The sequence below is a fragment of the Xanthomonas sp. AC360 genome (assembly GCF_979258225.1).
In genome coordinates this window covers 160,362-179,343 of record NZ_OZ409846.1, presented here as the reverse complement: position 1 = coordinate 179,343, position 18,982 = coordinate 160,362, and the positions used below count along the sequence as shown (strand labels likewise).

The window sequence follows — 18,982 nt, the reverse complement described above, 5'->3', positions numbered from 1 at the left end:
CAAGGTAGCCTTACGATGTCCGCAACCCAGCAACCCGCCCGTTGGCTCAGCATTCGCGCCCATGCGCGCGACAACGTCGCCATTGTCGTCAACGATGACGGCGCGCCGGCCGGTGCCACTTTTCCGGACGGGCTCACCGCCATCGAGCACATTCCGCAGGGCCACAAGATGGCGCTGCTCGACCTGCCCGCCGGCGCGCCGGTGATCCGCCTGGGCGCAGTGATCGGCACCGCCAATGCCGACATCGCGCGCGGCGCCTGGGTGAGCGAACACCTGCTGGACATGCCCGAAGCGCCCGATCTGACTGCGCTGGATCTGTCGCTGCAAGCGGCGCCCGCACCCGAGCCCTTGGAGGGCTACACCTTCCAGGGTTATCGCAACCGCGATGGCAGCGTCGGCACGCGCAACATCCTGGGCATCATGACCAGCGTGCAGTGCGTGGTGGGTGTGCTCGGTCATGCAGTGGAGCGTATTCGTGCCGAGCTGCTGCCCAAGTATCCCAATGTCGACGACGTGGTGGCGGTCAATCACGTCTACGGTTGCGGCGTGGCAATCACCGCGCCCGAAGCCATCATCCCCATCCGCACGTTGCGCAACATCGCGCGCAGCCCCAACTTCGGCGGGCAGGCGCTGATCGTGGGCCTGGGCTGCGAAAAACTCGCACCCGAGCGCCTGCTGCCGGACGATGCCAGTGCCGACGACAGCGCCGTTTACCGCCTGCAGGAAGCCAGTCTGGGGTTTGCCGACATGGTGGGCTCGATCATGGCCATGGCCGAAGAGCGTTTGCGCCATCTGGACCTGCGTCGCCGCGAAACCGTGCCGGCCAGCGAACTGGTGGTGGGCATGCAATGCGGCGGCAGCGATGCATTTTCCGGCGTCACCGCCAACCCGGGCCTGGGCGTCGCCGCCGACCTGCTGGTGCGCGCCGGTGCCACGGTGATGTTCTCGGAAAATACCGAAGTGCGCGACGGCATCCACCTGCTGGTGCCGCGCGCCGCCACTGCCGAGGTGGCCAAGGCGCTGGTGCGCGAAATGGCCTGGTACGACGCCTACCTGGCGCGCGGCCAGGCCGACCGCAGCGCCAACACCACGCCCGGCAACAAGAAGGGCGGGCTGGCCAATATCGTCGAAAAGGCAATGGGCTCGATCGCCAAATCCGGCGCCTCGCCGATCAATGGCGTGGTGCCGCCCGGCGAGCGCGTCAAAGGACGCGGGCTGCAGTACTGCGCCACCCCGGCCAGCGATTTCGTTTGCGGCACGTTGCAGGTGGCGGCCGGCATGAACCTGCATGTCTTCACCACCGGGCGCGGCACGCCGTACGGCCTGGGCATGGTGCCGGTGATCAAGGTCGCCACCCGCAGCGAACTGGCGCAGCGCTGGTCCGACCTGATGGACATCGACGCCGGCGGCGTGGCGACCGGCGCCAAGACGCTGGAGCAATTGGGCTGGGAGTTGTTCCAACGCTATCTGGACGTAGCCAGCGGCCAGCGCACCTGGACTGAGCATCACCGCCTGCATAACGATCTGGCCTTGTTCAATCCGGCGCCGATTACCTAATCCTGCTGGTTTGCGCGTCTCTGCGTTCCCGGGCGGCGGCACGACACAACGCTTGGCGCGACTGTTCCGCTGCCGCGCAGGCGTGGTCGGTTTTTCAGAGTCGGTGTGGACTGTGCAGAGTCGGTGTGGACGGTGTGGGGCTGCGCGTCCTCGGTGTCGTGAGCGCATCCGCGCGTCGCGACGACTGCGCGCCATCTCTCGCATCCCTGCAGCATCGCGGCGACGCAGCGCTTGCCGCGCCATGGCGCCAGTCACGTGACGTGGCTTCGCCCGGACCCTCACCCCAACCCCCTCCCGCAGAAGAGGGCCTAGCCGTTCCCAGCAACAAAGGGGCTCGCCACTTCCCTTCTCCCGCCGGGAGAAGGTGCCCCGCAGGGGCGGATGAGGGTACGTGCGCAGCCTCGTGCTCTCTCACGCAGCCGCCAACAACGCACACGTACAGCCGCACCGAAACCATCTCGCGTAGGCGAAAACAAACAGCCACGGCCACCATCACCATTACCACCATCGCAAGATACCCAAGCCACCACGCAACCCGCCGCTACGCCACCAGCCAACGCCCTCGCGCCGTCACCGCAGATCCTCCCATTCGCCCGTCAACGGCATGCGCCGATACAATGCGCGTTCGTTTTCAGTGTTGACGGAGTCGCCATGTCCCAGATCATCCATACCGACCAGGCGCCTGCCGCCATCGGCCCTTACTCGCAGGCAGTGCGCGCCGGCAACACCGTGTATTTCTCCGGGCAGATCCCGCTGGATCCGGCCACCGGCGAGATCGTACCGGGCGACATCGGTGCGCAGGCGCGCCGCGCGTTCGACAACCTCAAGGCCGTGGCCGAAGCCGCCGGTGGCTCGCTCGACAAGATCGTGCGTCTGGGTCTGTATCTCACCGACCTGGGCCAGTTCGCCGCCGTCAATGCGGTGATGCAGGACTACTTCCAGGCCCCGTTCCCGGCGCGTTCCACCATCGAAGTCTCCGGCCTGCCCAAGGGCGCCGGTTTCGAAGTCGATGCGGTGATGGTGCTCGAGTGATGGTGCTCGAGTGATCCGGCGCGACTGATCCGACCCGCCGTGCCGCGAGCGCGCGTCGCCACGCCGAGCCTGGCCGTCGCCGGCCAGGCTCCGCTGTCCAGCCTGCCCGGCGTCGGCCCGAAAGTGGCCGACAAGTTCGCCGCGCGCGGCATCCTGAGCGTGCAGGACCTGTGGCTGCATCTGCCGCTGCGGTACGAAGACCGTACCCGGCTGACCACGATCGCGCAGTTGCAAAGCGGCGTGCCGGCGCAGATCGAGGGGCGCGTGGAGGCGGTGGAGCGCGGCTTCCGCTTCCGTCCGGTGCTGCGCGTGGCGATCTCGGACGCCTCGCACGGCAGCGTGGTGCTGCGTTTCTTTCATTTTCGCGCCGCGCAGGTCGCGCAGTTTGCGGTCGGCACGCGCGTGCGCGTGTTCGGCACGCCCAAGCCCGGCCAGAACGGTTGGGAAATTGTCCATCCCAGTTACCGCGTGCTGGCGGCGGATGAAGACGCGCAACTGGGCGACAGCCTGGACCCGGTCTATCCGGTGCTCGAAGGCGTCGGCCCGGCCACGCTGCGCAAATTCATCGGCCAGGCGCTCGAGCGGTTGCCGCCAGAAGCCGCACTGGAATTGCTGCCGCCGCATTGGCTGCAGGACGAACACCTGCCTTCGCTGCGCACTGCATTACTGACCATGCACCGCCCACCGGTGAACACCGACCCGCAGCAGCTGCTCGCCGGCGGGCACCCGGCACAACAGCGGTTGGCGCTCGAAGAACTGCTTGCGCACCAACTCAGCCTGCGTCGCCAACGCATCGCCCTGCAGCGGTTTCATGCGCCCGTGTTGCCCGGCAACGGCACGCTGGTGCAGCGGCTGCGCGCCGCATTGCCGTTCCAGCTCACCGGTGCGCAGCAACGCGTGTTCGAACAGATCGCGCACGACCTGGCGCAGCCCTCGCCGATGCTGCGGCTGGTACAGGGCGATGTCGGCAGCGGCAAGACCGTGGTTGCGGCCCTGGCAGCGATGCTGGCGGTGGAGCAGGGCAAGCAGGTCGCACTGGCCGCGCCCACCGAACTGCTGGCCGAGCAACATCTCACCAACCTGCGCGGCTGGCTCGAGCCGCTAGGTGTGCGCATCGTCTGGCTGGCTGGCAAGGTCACCGGCAAGGCGCGCGCTGCGGCGATGGCCGAGGTCGCCTCCGGCCAGGCCCAGGTGGTGGTCGGCACGCATGCCTTGATGCAGGAAGCGGTGGTCTTCCACGACCTGGCGCTGGCCATCATCGACGAGCAGCACCGCTTCGGTGTGCATCAGCGTCTGGCACTGCGCGACAAGGGGGCGGGCGCCGGCAGCGTGCCGCATCAGCTGGTGATGACTGCCACGCCGATCCCGCGCACCCTGGCAATGTCGACCTACGCGGATCTGGACGTGTCGGCCATCGACGAACTGCCACCCGGCCGTACGCCGGTGCAGACCATTGTCCTGAGCGCAGAACGGCGCCCCGATCTGGTCGAACGCATCCGCGCCGCCTGCGCCGAAGGGCGGCAGGCGTATTGGGTGTGCACGCTCATCGAAGAAAGCGAGGAGCCCGGCAAGGCCGCACCGGCTGGCCCGCCGCGCATCGAAGCGCAGGCTGCCGAAGTCACCTTCGAGGCCCTATCGGCGCAGTTGCCCGGTGTGCGCGTCGCGCTCGTGCATGGCCGCATGAAGCCCGCCGAAAAACAGAAGGCCATGCTCGATTTCAAGCAGCGCCGCAGCGATCTGCTGGTCGCCACCACGGTGATCGAAGTCGGCGTGGACGTGCCCAACGCCTCGCTGATGATCATCGAAAACGCCGAGCGTCTTGGCTTGGCGCAGCTGCATCAGCTGCGTGGTCGCGTCGGCCGCGGCGCCGCAGCGTCCAGTTGCGTGCTGTTGTATCAGGCGCCGCTGTCGATGATGGCGCGCCAACGCCTGGAAACCATGCGCCAGACCAACGATGGGTTTGTGATTGCAGAAAAGGATCTGGAATTGCGCGGTCCCGGCGAATTGCTTGGTACCCGGCAGACTGGTCTGGCCAGCTTCCGCATCGCCGACCTGGCACGCGATGCAGGGTTGCTGCCGCGCGTGCAGGTGCTGGCCGAGCGGTTGCTGGCCGAAGCGCCGGAGATCGCCGACCGTGTCGTCGCACGCTGGATCGGCAGCGCAGTGCGGTATGCCGCCGCTTGAGTGGCGGGGAGTGGGGAATCGGGAATCGGGAATCGTAAAAGCAAGGGCTGCCGCCGCCTGTACATCCTGGGCGTTCGCGTGACCGGCCGATCCTTGCGAAGATGCTGCAACGAATCCCGAATGCCCAATCCCGACTTCCATGACAAAAAAGATACCGCTGCTGATCGACACCGACCCGGGCGTGGATGACGCGCTGGCGCTGCTGATGGCCTTCAACGACACCCGTCACGAGGTGGTCGGCCTGACCATCGCGGCCGGCAACGTGGGGCTGGAGCACACCGTGCGCAACGCCTTGAAGGTCTGCGAGGTCGCCGGCCGCGCGGATGTGCCGGTGTACGCCGGCTGCCCGCAGCCGCTGTTGCACCCCTCGGTCGATGCGGCGCACGTGCACGGCATCGATGGCTTCGGCGATGTCGGCCTGCCGGCGGCCAAGCGCAGCGCCGAGGCCGAGCATGCCGCGCTCGCCATCCTGCGCCTGTCGCACGACTACGCGGGCGAGCTGTTGCTGGTCGCCCTGGGCCCGCTGACCAATCTGGCCCTGGCGCTGACCCTGGACCCGACCCTGCCGCAGCGCGTCGGCCGGTTGGTGGTGATGGGCGGAGCATTGACCGGGCACGGCAACATCACGCCAGCCGCTGAATTCAACATCGGCTTCGACCCGGAGGCCGCGCACATCGTATTCCGTGGCTTCCCGCACTTCGACGTGGCCGACTGGGAAGCCACCATCGCGCACGGCCTGCTGCATCGCGATGTCGAGCAATGGCTGGCCGCCGACAGCGGCCGCGCCCGCTTCTACGAAGAAATCTCGCGCAAGACCCGCCTGTGGTCCGAAGACAGCCGTGGCGAGTACTGGTACGCCGCCGACGCACTGGCGATGGCGTTCGCCCTGCACCCGGAAGGTGCCCAGCGTCTGGAGCAGCGCCCGGTGCATATCGAATTGTCCGGCACGCACACCCGCGGCATGACCCTGGTGGACTGGAACCGGCAGGGCGGCGCGCCCGACAATGCCAATCTGCTGATGGAGTACGACCGCCAGCGGTTCTACGGCCTGGTCGGGGCGGCATTGGCGGCCGGCTAGGGCCAACTTGCGCCGGGCGAGTGGAGGCCGCTATAATGACCGGCTTATCCAGGCAGCCCGGCGCCAAGTCCATGAAAGATAACGTGCATCCCAACTACAAAGACGTCGTCTTTCACGACGTGACGTCCGATTTCAAGATTCTGACCCGTTCCACCATGGGCTCGAAAGAGACCGTGAAGTGGGAGGACGGCCAGGAATATCCGCTGATCAAGGTGGAAATTTCCTCCGCGTCGCACCCGTTCTATACCGGCAAGCACAAGGTGATCGACACCGGCGGCCGTATCGACAAGTTCCAGAAGCGCTACGCGCGCTGAACTTGCAGGACGGGCTGTACCGACAACGGCCGCGCATTGCGCGGCCGTTGTTTTTTGGGGTGTGGGCGCTTCGTTTGCGTGGTCCCGACAGGTGCGTCTACGACTTCTGTCCAAGCGACGGCCAAAATGCTGCTGTGCGATAATGACGTGATCCGAGGCGATGCCTTGGACTTCCATCACGTGCCTGCCCATGTGGGATCAGGCGCCTTCCACTGAAGGAGCGTACACAGTGTCCGATCTTGATCAGGTCACGCTCAACGCCGGCGACAAGTCGGTTGTTCTGCCGGTTCTCAAGCCCACGTTGGGCAATGATTGCGTCGATATTTCCAAGCTGACCAAAGAAACCGGTCTGTTCACCTACGACTCGGGCTTTACCGCCACCGCCAGTTGCAAGTCGGCCATCACCTATATCGATGGCGACAACGGCGTGTTGTTGTACCGCGGCTATCCGATCGAACAGCTCGCCGAGAAGTCCAGCTTCCTGGAAGTTTCGTACCTGCTGATGAACGGCGAACTGCCCACGGCGGACGAATTCAAGAAGTTCGACCACGAAGTGACGCATCACACGATGATGCATGAGTCGCTGAAGAACTTCCTCGGCGGTTTCCGCCACGATGCGCACCCGATGGCCATGCTGGCCGGTTCGGTCGCCTCGCTGTCGGCGTTCTACCACGACACCCTGGACCTCAACGATCCGGAGCAGCGCCGTCAGGCCGCCATCCGTCTGATCGCCAAGGTACCGACCCTGGCGGCTGCGGCCTATCGTTACTCGATCGGCTGGCCGATCCGCTATCCGCGCAACAATCTGAACTACGTCGACCGCTTCCTGCACATGATGTTCGAAGTGCCGAGCGAGCCGCTGGAGATCAACCCGGTTGTCGCCAAGGCGCTGGACCTGTTGTTCATTCTGCACGCCGATCACGAGCAGAATGCCTCGACCTCGACCGTGCGTCTGGTCGGTTCGACCGGTGCCAATCCGTATGCGTCGGTCGCTGCCGGCATCACCGCACTGTGGGGCCCGGCACACGGCGGCGCCAACGAAGCGGTGCTGAAGATGCTCGAAGAGATCGGCACTGCCGATAACGTCGAGTCGGCCGTGGCCAAGGCCAAGGACAAGAACTCCTCGTTCCGTCTGATGGGCTTCGGTCACCGCGTCTACAAGAACTTCGACCCGCGCGCCAAGATCATCCGCGAGATGACCCACAAGGTGCTGGGCGAGCTGGGCGTCAACGATCCGCTGCTGGAAGTGGCGTTGAAGCTGGAAGAAGCCGCGTTGAAGGACGACTACTTCGTGCAGCGCAAGCTGTATCCGAACGTCGACTTCTATTCGGGCCTGATCTACAAGGCGCTCAATATCCCGGTGGAAATGTTCACCGTGATGTTTGCCATCGCGCGCACCGCCGGTTGGGTGTCGCATTGGCTGGAGCAGCAGGTCGACCCGGAAATGAAGATCGGCCGTCCGCGCCAGATCTACACCGGCTACGACAAGCGCGATTACACCGACAGCGCCAAGCGTTAATCGGCTCAAAGTCGTCTGCGTAAACGAACGCCCCGCACTTGCGGGGCGTTTTCGTTGTGGCCTGGTGCGTTTAGTGGAACAGGGCGCGCTTGCCAAGAGTGGCTGGCAAAACGTAGCGCGCAATCTTTCGGGTGAGTGCTGATGGCGCGCTCAGCAATGGAGTGCGTGCGCTCAGTCCCGCTGCTGGTAGGCGGCACTCTCCTGTTCGGCAAGCAACTGCCGCAGCTGTGCAGCCGAGGCGCGTGGCATCGGTTTTTCGTCCAGCTGCGACAGCGGCGCCTGGCGCAGGGCGTCGTAAGGCAGCACGGTCAGGTCGAAGGTCAGTTCCTCGGCACTGAACAGCCAGACCGGGAAGTCGCCGTTGCGCTCGCGGTCCAGTCGCAAACGGCGCGTGCGCGCCTCGGCAGGGATGCGGTGTTCTTCCAGAAACCGCTGCACCGCGTCCGGGTCGTCGCTGTGCAGCTGCAGTTGTACCGGGGCGTTTGCATCGGCGGTGCCATCCAGGACCGGGCCGGTCAGCCGCGGCTGGAATGAGCGGAGAAAATCCAGCGCACGCAAGGCGGCTTCGCGGCGTTGACGCAACCGCGCTGCGTGGTCGGGCCTGGCGAACAGACGCTGGTATTCGCGCAGTGCCTCTTCGATCTCGCGATTGCGCGGCAGCGATGCGTCGTCATGGATGCCGAGCCGGCTGGCGGCCTTGAGCTTGGCCTGGTGGAAATCGCGGATACCGCCTTCTGCCATCAATCTGGCAGCCTCGTGGGCGAGCCGATGACGGCGTTCTCGGGTGCGCGTATCGGCGTGTTGGCGTGCGTGATGCATGACCGGGCTCCCCTGATGAACCTGAGCTCGACTCTACAACAGCCGCATGAAAACGTGGCGAATGCTTCCCGGCCACTCCGAGGAAGCGATCGCGTAGCAGCGCAATGCCGATACCTTGCGTGTCGGAGGGCACGGCCGCGGCTTCGGGAGGAGCGCATCAACCGGTGAGATGCAGGCGCTGCCGCGCCGGCAACCAGGTCAGCAGCGACAGGTCAGCAACGAGCCGCGATAGTGCGTGGTCGAACAGCTGCCGGGCTTGCCGGCTCGCGCAAAAGATCGGTCCGGGCAGTGCGTTGGCGACCGGGCTGGTGCGTAGCAAGGGACAGCGCGTAGCGTCGCCGGCTATGTCCGCCCAGCCAGGGCTGGTCAGTAAGCAGCGCGTCGCGCCCGGCTCCAGCGCCACTCACGGGTGACTCGTGCAGCTTGAGCTACTTACCCAAAAACGCGCCCAAAAAAATGGGGAACCGGACAGCCACGCCGTCACGATTCCCCGCTCACGATTCCCGATCCCCGCCGTCAGAAGATATCGAAAGCCTTCTCGTCCTGCTGTTCCTGCAGGCCGTAGTCGTAATCCTGCAGACGATCCAGATCCTCGTTCTTCACCCATTCGACCGCACCATTGATGGTGGCCTGGGTCATGCCTTCGGGCGGGTCGTTGGCGGCGATTGGCTTGTCCTTCAGTGCCACGCGCATGTAGTCGATCCAGATCGGCAGTGCGGCCTTGCCGCCGTACTCGCGATAGCCCAACGAACGGAAGTCGTCGCGGCCGACCCACACGGTGGTGGCGTAAGGGCCGCCGAAGCCGGAGAACCAGGCGTCGCGGTGGTCGTTGGTCGAGCCGGTCTTGCCGCCTACGTCTTCGCGTCCCAGCACCTTGGCCGCCGTGCCGGTGCCGCGCTGGACTACGTCGCGCATCATCGACACCAGCTGGTAAGCGGTACGCGCATCGATGGCGCGCGGTGCGATCTTGGTTTCGGCAATCGCCGCAGGCGCGGTTTCTGCTGGCGTCGGCGCTGCATCGGCAGCCGGAGCCGCGGGCGGCGTGGCCGGCGCCTGGGCGCCGAAGTTGAACCCGTCCACTACCTGGCTCACCGGCGCGGCGGTGCCGCCCTGCAACGCGCAGGTGCGGCAGGCCACCGCGGGCACTTCCTTGAACACCACATTGCCGTCGCGATCTTTCACCTCGTCCACGATCCAGGTGTCCACGCGCGAGCCGCCATTGGCGAACACCGCGTAGCCGCGCGCCACCGACAGCGGCGTCAGCGACGCGGTGCCCAGCGACATCGACAGGTTGGGAGGCAACTCGGCTTCCTGGAAACCGAACTGGCTGATGTATTTACGTGCAAAATCGACGCCGATCGCATCCAGCAGGCGCACCGACACCAGATTGCGCGATTGCACCAGCGCCTCGCGCAGCCGCATCGGGCCGCGGAAGCCGCCGCCGTCGTTCTGCGGCGACCAGGTCTTGCCGCGACGATCGCGGAACACCACCGGCGCATCCAGTACGATCGAGGCCGGGTTGAAGCCCTTCTCGAACGCCGAGGCATACACGAACGGCTTGAAGCTGGAACCTGGCTGGCGGCGTGCCTGGGTGGCGCGATTGAACTTGTTGCCGGCAAAGCTGAAGCCGCCGACCAGCGCGCGCAGTGCGCCGCTGTTGGCATCCAGCGAAACCAGCGCCGCCTGGCCGCGCGGCAGCTGGTCGATGATCCATTCGCCGTCCTTCTCGCCGGCACGGATGCGGGTCAGGTCGCCACGCGTCAGCAACTTGGCCGGTGTCTTGTTGGTCCAGCGGCTGGCGCTGGCCGGCAGGGTCAGCTCGGTCTTGTCGCTCTGCACGACGGTGACGCCACCGTCGGCATTGGTGCGCGCCACGATCACTGCGCGCAGGCCGCCCTGAGTAAACACGCCCGACAGATGCTTGGCCAATGCCGGCGCATCCGCATCGGCGGCAACATCGAAATGCTGCTCCACACCGTGCCAGCCGTGGCGGTGGTCGTACAGACGCAGGCCTTCGCTGATCGCAGCATCGGCACCGGTCTGCAAGGTGGAATCGATGGTGGTGGTGACGTGGTAACCCTTGTTGAGCACATCGCCGCCGTATTTGGCGATCATCTCCTGGCGCACCAGCTCGGCCACATACGGGGCGTACACCTCGACAGGCGGCTCGTGCGGCTTGGCATGCATCGGCACCGCCTTGGCGGCATCGGATTCGGCCTGGGTCACGAAGCCCAGGTCGGCCATGCGCTGCAGCACGTAGTAGTCGCGGCGTTCGCGCGCGCGCTCGGGGTTGCTGATCGGGTTGCCGCTGGACGGGAACTTGGGGATGCCGGCCAGCGAGGCCATCTCGTCCAGGCTCAACTCGCTCATCTTCTTGCCGTAGTAGTACTCGGCAGCGGCACCGACGCCGTAGGCGCGGTTGCCGAAGAAGCTCTTATTGAGATACAGCTCGAAGATCTCGTCCTTGCTCAGCTCGCTCTCGATCTTGCGCGCCAACAGGATCTCCGCCAGCTTGCGGGTGTAGCTGTATTCGGAGCTGAGGAAGAACTGCCGCGCCACCTGCTGGGTGATGGTCGAGCCGCCCGGCACGCGCTTGGCGTCGGTGCTGGCGAGTAGCCATACCGCGCGGGCGATGCCCTTGTAGTCCACGCCTCCGTGTTCGTAGAAGCGCGCATCCTCGGTCGCCAGGAAGGCCTGCTTCAAGCGCAGCGGCACGTCCTTCATCTGTATCGGGTAGCGCCGGGTCTCGCCATAGACGGCCATCAGCCGGCCATCGCTGGAATAGACGTACATCGGCTCCTGCAGCTCGACCTGCTTGAGCGACTGCACGTCCGGCAACTTCGAGGAAATGGCGTAATACAGGCCGCCGGCAGCAATAGCGCCGAGCAGTGCGAGCACAACGAGCGTGGCCAGGATCCAGCCCAGCCAACGGCGAATACGGGGCATGTAAGAGAGATTCCGATTGCAGATTTCTTGGCCACAGAGTATAGATGACGCCGAGTTTGGCTGGGGCCGAACTCTGGGGATCGCAGAAGACAGCACTGGGGTCACGTTCGCGAGGTCATTGCCTGGCGCGTGAAGGGCTTGTCAACTGTTAAAATTTGATTATTAATACGAGGGCGCAGACATGCGTCCAAGTGCCCGTCGGCAGGGGAGTTACCGTGGGGCTTTTACCCAAGAGTCAGTCGCCACTCATTGGTGTCGACATTAGTTCTACTGCCGTGAAGCTCTTGCAGCTGTCGCGCAGCGGGAACCGTTATCGCGTGGAACATTACGCGGTGGAACCATTGCCGCCGAATGCGGTGGTGGAAAAGAACATCGTCGAAGTGGAGGCGGTGGGCGAAGCCATTCGCCGCGCCATCAACCGCTCCGGCAGCAAGGCCAAGAATGCCGCTGCGGCCGTGGCCGGGTCGGCGGTGATCACCAAGCTGATCCCGATGCCGGCCGATCTGGACGACAGCGATCTGGAGGCCCAGGTCGAACTGGAAGCCACCAATTACATTCCGTACCCGATCGAGGAAGTGAATCTCGACTTCGAGGTGCTCGGCCCGATGCCCAACAGCCCGGACATGGTCCAGGTGCTGCTGGCCGCCTCGCGCTCGGAGAATGTGGAGCTGCGCCAATCGGCGCTGGAACTCGGTGGTCTGACCGCCAAGGTGATGGACGTGGAGGCCTTCGCGGTCGAAAACGCCTTTGCCCTGGTCGCCAGCGAACTGCCGGTGGCCGCCGATGCGGTGGTCGCCCTGGTCGATATCGGCGCCACCATGACCACGCTGAGCGTGCTGCGCTCCGGTCGTAGCCTGTATAGCCGCGAACAGGTGTTCGGCGGCAAGCAGCTCACCGACGAAGTGATGCGCCGCTATGGCCTGACCTACGAAGAAGCCGGCCTGGCCAAGCGTCAGGGCGGGTTGCCGGAGAGCTACGAGGTCGAAGTGCTGGAGCCGTTCAAGGAAGCGACGGTGCAGCAGATCAGCCGTTTGCTGCAGTTCTTCTATGCGGGCAGCGAGTTCAATCGCGTCGACTGCATCGTGCTGGCCGGCGGTTGCGCCGCGCTGTCGCGCCTGCCGGAGATGGTGGAAGAGCAGCTGGGCGTGACCACCGTGGTCGCCAACCCGCTTGCGCAGATGACGCTGGGTCCGAAGGTTCAGGCCCACGCGCTGGCGCTGGATGCGCCTGCATTGATGATCGCCACCGGCCTGGCCCTGAGGAGCTTTGACTGATGGCAAGAATCAATCTATTGCCCTGGCGCGCCGAGCGCCGGAAGGCGCGCGAGCGTGAGTTCTATTCGATGCTCGGCTTTGCCGCGCTCGGTGGCGTGCTGCTGTCGCTACTCATCTGGTTCTACTACGACGGGCAGATCAGTGGGCAGACCGAGCGCAATGCGTTCCTGACCGCCGAGATCGACAAGGTCAAGGCGCAGAACGAAGAGATCAAGGAGCTCGACAAGAAAAAGGACCGTCTGCTCGCCCGCAAGAAAGTTATCGAAGAACTGCAGGCCAATCGCTCTCAGATGGTGCATCTGTTTGATTCGCTGGTCCGCACCATTCCCGATGGCGTGGCGCTGACCAACATCAAGCAGGACGGCGACATCCTGACCCTGGAAGGTCGCTCGCAGTCCAATGCGCGCGTCAGTGCCTACATGCGCAACCTGGAAGGCTCGGGCTGGATGACCAATCCGGACCTGTCGATCATCGAGGCCAAGAGCCAGGACAAGGCTGCCGGGCAGCCTGCGGCTTCGTCGATGGACACCAAGGCGTTGCCATACGTGTTTACGCTGAAGGTCAAGCTGGCCAATCCGAACGAGACTGACAAGAACGGCGCCGCGCCCGCGGTGGTGGATCCGGCTGCGCCGGGGACTGCCGCACCAGGTGCAACGCCGGCCGGTACGACGCCTGCTGCTCCGGCAGCGGCGCCGGCGCCAGCAACGCCGCCGAGTGCACCTGCAGCTGCACCGCAGGCAGCGCCGGCACCTGCCAATCGGCCGCAGGAGGGGGCGGCGTCATGAGTAAGAAATCATTCAAGCTCAGCGATCTGGACTTCAACAACATCGGCGGTTGGCCGCAGCAGGCACGCATCGTGTTCTGTGTGCTGGTCGGCCTGTTCATCATGGTGTTGGCTTGGTTCCTGTTGATCAGCAGCAAACGCGACGAACTGGAAGGACTGGAAGGCACCGAATCCGCGCTGCGTACGGAGTTCGAGACCCAGCAGGGGCGTGCGGTGAATCTGGAGCCGCTCAAGCAGCAGCTCGCGCAGATGGAACAGGTGCTGCAGCAGATGCTGCGTCAGCTGCCCAGCAAGACCGAAATGCCGGATCTGATCATCGACATTTCGCAGACCGCGCTATCCAGCGGCTTGTCGAACGAGTTGTTCCAGCCTGGTCCGGAATCGCCGAAGGAGTTCTACGCCGAGAAGCCGATCGCTCTGCGCATGGTGGGCAGCTACCACCAGTTCGGTGCCTTCGTCAGCGGCGTGGCCTCGCTGCCGCGCGTGGTGATCCTGACCATGCACGACATCAACCTCAAGCCCAGGGATGCCAAGGCCGGCATCACGCCGCGCGGTGCACTGGAGCTGTCCGGCACGGTCAAGACCTATCGTTATCTGGACGATGAGGAAATGGCCGTGCAGGAGAAGGCTGCGGCCGACGCTGCGAAGAAGGGCGGCCAATGACCATGAAATTGCTCAAGATATTGTCCTGCGTGGCGCTAATTGCAGTATTGCCGGCGTGTACGCGTGGCGTGACCAGCACGCCCGGCGATGCGCCGAATCTAGATGCCTGGGTGGCCGAAGTGCGTGCGCGTCCTGCGCCACCGCTGGAGCCGCTGCCGGTGATGCAGCAGTTCGAGACATTCGAATACGCAGCACAAGTGATGCGCGACCCGTTCAGCGATGCGTGGGTGACTGCGGAAGGCAGCAATGGCACGCGGCCCGATCCGAACCGGCGCAAGGAACCGTTGGAAGCCTTCCCGCTCGACGCCCTCGACATGGTGGGGACCATTGGAGGCGGCTCGGGTCTGATCGCGCTGGTGATGGCACCGGACAAGGTGACGTACCGGGTGCGGCCGGGTGTGTATCTGGGACAGAGCGATGGCCGGGTAACCGGGGTCTACGAAGACCGCATCGAGCTGATTGAACTTGTGCCGGACGGTGCGGGTGGATGGCTTGAACGGCCGGCCGCACTCGCATTGGATGATCAATAAAGTGATAGGGGATAGCACGATGACGTTTTCCAATGCACAGCGGCTGCGTCCGGTTCGACGCCACGCGATGCTCCAGGCTTGCGCGTTGGGATTAGCGCTGGCGCTGGCCAGTGGCAGCTCGTTCGCAGCCGCCGCGCTGACCCAGCCTGCGCAGGACCCGGCCAAGGCCGCTCCGGCGAGCCTGACGGTGTCCAAGATCGATTTCAAACGCGGCGAAGATGGCGCTGGCCGTCTGATCCTGAAGTTCGACGGTCAGGGCGCCAGCCCGGACCTGCGCACCCAGGGCGACAGCGTGCTGGTGGATATCAGCAACGCCAAGCTTCCGCCGGAACTGCAGCGCCCCCTCAACGTCACCGATTTTGCAACGCCGGTGCAGCGGGTGGAGGTCAAGCCGTCTGGCTCGGGTTCGCAACTGGTGCTGTCGACCAAGGGTGCATTCGACTCGCTGGCCTATCAGACCGGTAACGAGTACGTGGTCGAGATCACACCGCGCAAGGGCCAGCCGGCCGTCGGCGGCGTGAGCTCGGCAGCGGTGACCCAGGCCGCCGCGCAGATTGCAGCGCGCGGCTACAGCGGTCGCCCGGTGACGTTCAATTTCCAGGACGTGCCGGTGCGCACCGTGCTGCAGCTGATCGCCGAGGAATCCAACCTCAACATCGTCGCCTCCGACACCGTGCAGGGCAATGTCACGCTGCGCTTGATGAACGTGCCGTGGGATCAGGCGCTGGACATCGTGCTGCGGGCCAAGGGCCTGGACAAACGCCGCGACGGTGGCGTGGTGTGGGTCGCCCCGCAGCCGGAGCTGGCCAAGTTCGAGCAGGACAAGGAAGACGCCCGCATCGCGATCGAAAACCGCGAGGATTTGATCACCGACTACGTGCAGATCAATTACCATAATGCTGCTGTGATCTTTAAAGCGCTGACTGAGGCGAAGGGGATTGGTGGCGGTGGTGGTGGTGGCGGTCAGGGCGGACAAGGCGGTACAGGTCAGCAGGACAACGGTTTCCTCTCGCCACGCGGCCGTTTGGTGGCCGATGAGCGCACCAATACGCTGATGATTAGCGATATTCCGAAGAAGGTCGCGCAGATGCGCGAGTTGATCTCGCATATTGATCGTCCAGTAGACCAGGTGTTGATCGAGAGCCGTATCGTCATTGCAACCGACACGTTTGCGCGTGACTTGGGTGCGCGTTTTGGAGTCTCTGGAGCCACTAGTCGCGGGATTTTGAGTGGTTCGCTTGAGAGTAATGTCAATTACAGCAATACGTTGAATCAACGCAACAATGAGCTTAATAACACTCGAACGCCCGCCACACCAAATGGTACGAGCGCCACGCTGCCAACTTTCTTGTTTCCGTCGGGGTTGAATATTGATCTTGGAGCTGGCGGATTCACGAACAGTGGCGCAGCCGGCCTTGCTTATACTCTGCTAGGGTCGAACTTCAATCTGGATATTGAATTATCTGCGATGCAGGAAGAAGGTCGCGGCGAAGTCGTTTCCAATCCGCGCATCGTGACCGCCAACCAGCGCGAGGGTGTGATCAAGCAGGGACGTGAGATCGGCTATGTGACGATCAGCGGCGCGGGCGTTGCAGGTGGTGGTTCGCAGGCCAATGTGCAGTTCAAGGAAGTCTTGCTCGAACTGAAAGTCACGCCGACGATCACGAACGACAATCGCGTTTTCCTCAACATGAATGTCAAAAAGGACGAAGTGGCTCGCTTCATCACCTTGCCGCAGTACGGTACCGTGCCGGAAATTAACCGTCGGGAAGTCAATACGGCAGTGTTGGTGGGTGATGGCGAGACGGTAGTGATCGGTGGTGTATACGAATTCACAGATCGTGAAAGCGTGTCGAAGGTGCCGTTTCTGGGCGATATCCCATTCCTGGGCAATCTGTTCAAGAAGCGTGGGCGCAGCAAGGAAAAGGCCGAGTTGTTGGTCTTTGTCACCCCAAAGGTATTGCGAGTGGCAAGCGCAGCGCGCTGAACGCAATGCATGAAGGAGGCCGCGAAAGCGGCCTTCTTCTTTTTCAGGGTCTACTTTCTAGAGACTGCTTGAGTGCTGCAAAGCGCGCATCCGAGCGCGGTGTATGCATAGTCTGATGCTCGTCTGATCATCTATCCAGATCTCTGCTTCTCAGGTTTGCCCTGTGCTGTTAACCGGTAAATGGTCACGCTCGCTATGGCTTGGGTAGGAGCATGACCCCGGTCACTCACTGAACCTCTCGCCATCGGCAAGTGAACCAATCGCGTTCGAATCGGTCACACTGGTCCTATGAACGCACCGCCGCTATTGCCCCCCGAAGCCGCTGCCGCGCCCGCCGAGGACCGGCTGCATCGTCAATTCACTTCTCTGCGCGAGTCATTGGCGCAGCGCATCGTCGGTCAGTCGGCGCTGGTCGAGCGGCTGCTGATCGCCTTGCTGGCCGATGGCCATTTGCTGGTCGAGGGCGCGCCCGGGCTGGCCAAAACCACCGCGATCCGTGCGCTGGCCTCGCGACTGGAAGCCGACTTCGCGCGGGTGCAGTTCACTCCGGACCTGCTGCCCTCCGATCTGACCGGTACCGAGATCTGGCGTCCGCAGGACAGCCGTTTCGAGTTCATGCCAGGGCCGATCTTCCATCCCATCCTGCTGGCCGACGAAATCAATCGCGCGCCCGCCAAGGTGCAGTCGGCGTTGCTGGAAGCGATGGGGGAGCGACAGGTGACGGTCGGTCGCCACACCTATGCGCTGCCGCAGCTGTTCCTGGTGATGGCGACGCAGAACCCGATCGAGCAGGAAGGCACGTTCCCGTTGCCCGAGGCGCAGCTGGATCGGTTCCTGATGCATGTGCGCATCGGTTATCCACATGCCGACGCGGAGGCGGAAATCCTGCGTCTGGCACGCGAAGCGGCGCGCGACACGCTGGAAAAGCACGAGACCGTGCCGGACAAGATTCCGCTGGAAGACGTCTTCGCCGCACGACGTGTGGTGCTGGATGTGCATCTGGCGCCACAGCTCGAGCGCTATCTGATCGAAATCGTGCTGGCCTCGCGTGATCCGCAACGTTACGACCCTGCGTTGGCGCGGCGAATTGCCTGGGGCGCGAGCCCGCGTGGCTCGATTGCACTGGAGCGCTGCGCGCGTGCGCGTGCGTGGCTGGCCGGGCGCGACTACGTGACCCCGGACGACATTCGCGCCATTGCGCCGGACGTGCTGCGCCACCGCGTGTTGCCCAGTTACGAGGCCACCGCAGAAGGCTGGGATGGCGAACGCCTGGTCGCTGCGTTGCTGGACAAGATTCCGCTGCCCTGATCGGGCAGCGGGTTGCCGAGGGATGCCGCCCTCTCGCCCGACTCCGATGTCTTCGATGCCGTCTTCCTCCCCCGCCAATCCTGCCTCGTCCGTTGCCGGCGATGGCTTGCGCCCGAGCCTTGCCGAGTTGATCGCATTGCGCGGCACTGCGTTGCATCGCGGGCAGCCGGGGCGTGGCCGACACGGGCTAGTGGGGCCAGTGCCGGCCGCCACCCGCGGGCGTGGCATGGAGTACGCCGAGTCGCGCGAATATGTCGCCGGCGACGATGCGCGGCATATCGATTGGCGCGTCACCGCACGGACCGGGCGTGCGCATACCAAATTGTTTCAGGCCGAGCGCGAACGCTTGAGTCTGATCGTTGCCGATACCTCGCCTGCGCTCTTTTTCGGGACGCGGGTGCGCTACAAGTCGGTGCAGGCGGCGCGCGCTGGCGCGGTGGCAGCATGGCTGGCGCAGCGGCAGGGCGACCGGATTGCTGCGTTGCGGGGTACCGCCAGCGAAGCGCCGATTGCACCGCGGTCGGGTCAGCGCGGTGTGCTGCCGGTGCTGGATGCATTGGCGCGCTGGTATGCGCAGCCGCCGTCTGGCGATGCCGGGCTGGAGGTTGCGTTGGACCATGCGGCGCGCCTGCTGCGTCCCGGTGCGCGCCTGACGGTGCTGGCCGATGCGCGAAGTGCCAGCAAGATTTCTGCGACGCGCTGGTCTGGTCTGGCGTTGCATCACGAGGTGGTGGTGATCGTGTTGGTCGATCCCTTGGAACTGTCGCCGCCGGCGCGGGCGCTGAGCTTTGATGTGCGAGGCGAGCGCATTGCGGTGGACCTCGGAAGCCAGGCCGCGCGTGCGCGTTGGCAGGCCGAGTTCGTCGCCCCGCTGCAACAGCTGGCTACGCTGTTGCAATCGCGCGGTGTGCGCTTGCATCGCCTATCCACCGACGATGCCAGCGATGCGTGGTTGAGCAGCAGCACGCTGATGCGGGGCGCATGACG

At 64.5% G+C, this 18,982-nt stretch carries 15 protein-coding genes; 13 read left to right on the top strand and 2 right to left on the bottom strand.

The genetic code is table 11. The annotated features are described in order from the left end of the window. The first annotated feature begins 15 nt into the window (after window positions 1–15). The 6 genes from garD (at window position 16) to ACZZ0O_RS00690 (ending at window position 7,684) form a co-directional block, all read left to right on the top strand. The gene (gene garD / locus ACZZ0O_RS00715; protein WP_463591949.1) at window positions 16–1,557 is read left to right on the top strand and encodes a galactarate dehydratase; all 1,542 of its coding nucleotides are present in this window, start codon (window positions 16–18) and stop codon (window positions 1,555–1,557) included. Window positions 1,558–2,208: 651 nt separating this feature from the next. Then, window positions 2,209–2,589: a RidA family protein gene (locus ACZZ0O_RS00710; RefSeq protein ID WP_022972872.1), complete on the top strand. Its 381-nt coding sequence runs from the start codon at window positions 2,209–2,211 to the stop codon at window positions 2,587–2,589. Between the two features lie 39 nt (window positions 2,590–2,628). After that, window positions 2,629–4,773, top strand: a complete 2,145-nt coding sequence (gene recG, locus ACZZ0O_RS00705) for an ATP-dependent DNA helicase RecG (RefSeq protein ID WP_463591948.1) — start codon at window positions 2,629–2,631, stop codon at window positions 4,771–4,773. A 139-nt stretch (window positions 4,774–4,912) separates the two neighbouring features. Continuing rightward, window positions 4,913–5,851 (top strand): nucleoside hydrolase, encoded by a 939-nt coding sequence (locus ACZZ0O_RS00700; RefSeq protein WP_463591947.1) that lies wholly within the window; start codon window positions 4,913–4,915, stop codon window positions 5,849–5,851. 71 nt (window positions 5,852–5,922) lie between these two features. Continuing rightward, entirely contained in the window at window positions 5,923–6,165 is a 243-nt protein-coding gene (locus ACZZ0O_RS00695; protein WP_010364531.1) for a type B 50S ribosomal protein L31, read from the top strand. 229 nt (window positions 6,166–6,394) lie between these two features. Continuing rightward, entirely contained in the window at window positions 6,395–7,684 is a 1,290-nt protein-coding gene (locus ACZZ0O_RS00690) for a citrate synthase (RefSeq protein WP_039409911.1), read from the top strand. 171 nt (window positions 7,685–7,855) lie between these two features. On the opposite strand, the gene ACZZ0O_RS00685 is transcribed toward ACZZ0O_RS00690, so the two are convergent. Together ACZZ0O_RS00685 and ACZZ0O_RS00680 are read right to left on the bottom strand one after the other, a co-directional pair. Further along, the gene (locus ACZZ0O_RS00685) at window positions 7,856–8,503 is read right to left on the bottom strand and encodes a hypothetical protein (RefSeq protein WP_463591946.1); all 648 of its coding nucleotides are present in this window, start codon (window positions 8,501–8,503) and stop codon (window positions 7,856–7,858) included. Between the two features lie 516 nt (window positions 8,504–9,019). Continuing rightward, on the bottom strand, window positions 9,020–11,449 hold the full coding sequence (locus tag ACZZ0O_RS00680; RefSeq protein ID WP_055848650.1) for a penicillin-binding protein 1A: 2,430 nt from the start codon (window positions 11,447–11,449) through the stop codon (window positions 9,020–9,022). Window positions 11,450–11,664: 215 nt separating this feature from the next. On the opposite strand from ACZZ0O_RS00680, the gene ACZZ0O_RS00675 reads away from it, so the two are divergent. The 7 genes from ACZZ0O_RS00675 (at window position 11,665) to ACZZ0O_RS00645 (ending at window position 18,980) form a co-directional block, all read left to right on the top strand. Next, window positions 11,665–12,723, top strand: a complete 1,059-nt coding sequence (locus tag ACZZ0O_RS00675; protein ID WP_055848653.1) for a pilus assembly protein PilM — start codon at window positions 11,665–11,667, stop codon at window positions 12,721–12,723. After that, window positions 12,723–13,508, top strand: coding sequence for a PilN domain-containing protein (locus ACZZ0O_RS00670; protein ID WP_115528799.1), 786 nt, complete (start codon window positions 12,723–12,725; stop codon window positions 13,506–13,508). The genes ACZZ0O_RS00675 and ACZZ0O_RS00670 overlap by 1 nt, the downstream gene beginning before the upstream one ends. Beyond that, the gene (locus tag ACZZ0O_RS00665; protein WP_115528798.1) at window positions 13,505–14,170 is read left to right on the top strand and encodes a type IV pilus inner membrane component PilO; all 666 of its coding nucleotides are present in this window, start codon (window positions 13,505–13,507) and stop codon (window positions 14,168–14,170) included. Before ACZZ0O_RS00670 ends, ACZZ0O_RS00665 begins: the two co-directional genes overlap by 4 nt. Beyond that, complete coding sequence (locus tag ACZZ0O_RS00660; protein ID WP_055848662.1) at window positions 14,167–14,700, top strand: pilus assembly protein PilP; 534 nt, start codon at window positions 14,167–14,169, stop codon at window positions 14,698–14,700. Before ACZZ0O_RS00665 ends, ACZZ0O_RS00660 begins: the two co-directional genes overlap by 4 nt. 19 nt (window positions 14,701–14,719) lie before the next feature. Then, window positions 14,720–16,687 carry a type IV pilus secretin PilQ gene (locus ACZZ0O_RS00655; protein ID WP_463591945.1) on the top strand — a complete coding sequence of 656 codons (1,968 nt, stop codon included), beginning with the start codon at window positions 14,720–14,722 and terminating at the stop codon, window positions 16,685–16,687. A 288-nt stretch (window positions 16,688–16,975) separates the two neighbouring features. Next, the gene (locus ACZZ0O_RS00650; RefSeq protein WP_463591944.1) at window positions 16,976–17,995 is read left to right on the top strand and encodes an AAA family ATPase; all 1,020 of its coding nucleotides are present in this window, start codon (window positions 16,976–16,978) and stop codon (window positions 17,993–17,995) included. Window positions 17,996–18,017: 22 nt separating this feature from the next. Beyond that, window positions 18,018–18,980 carry a DUF58 domain-containing protein gene (locus ACZZ0O_RS00645; RefSeq protein WP_463591943.1) on the top strand — a complete coding sequence of 321 codons (963 nt, stop codon included), beginning with the start codon at window positions 18,018–18,020 and terminating at the stop codon, window positions 18,978–18,980. Window positions 18,981–18,982: the final 2 nt, after the last annotated feature.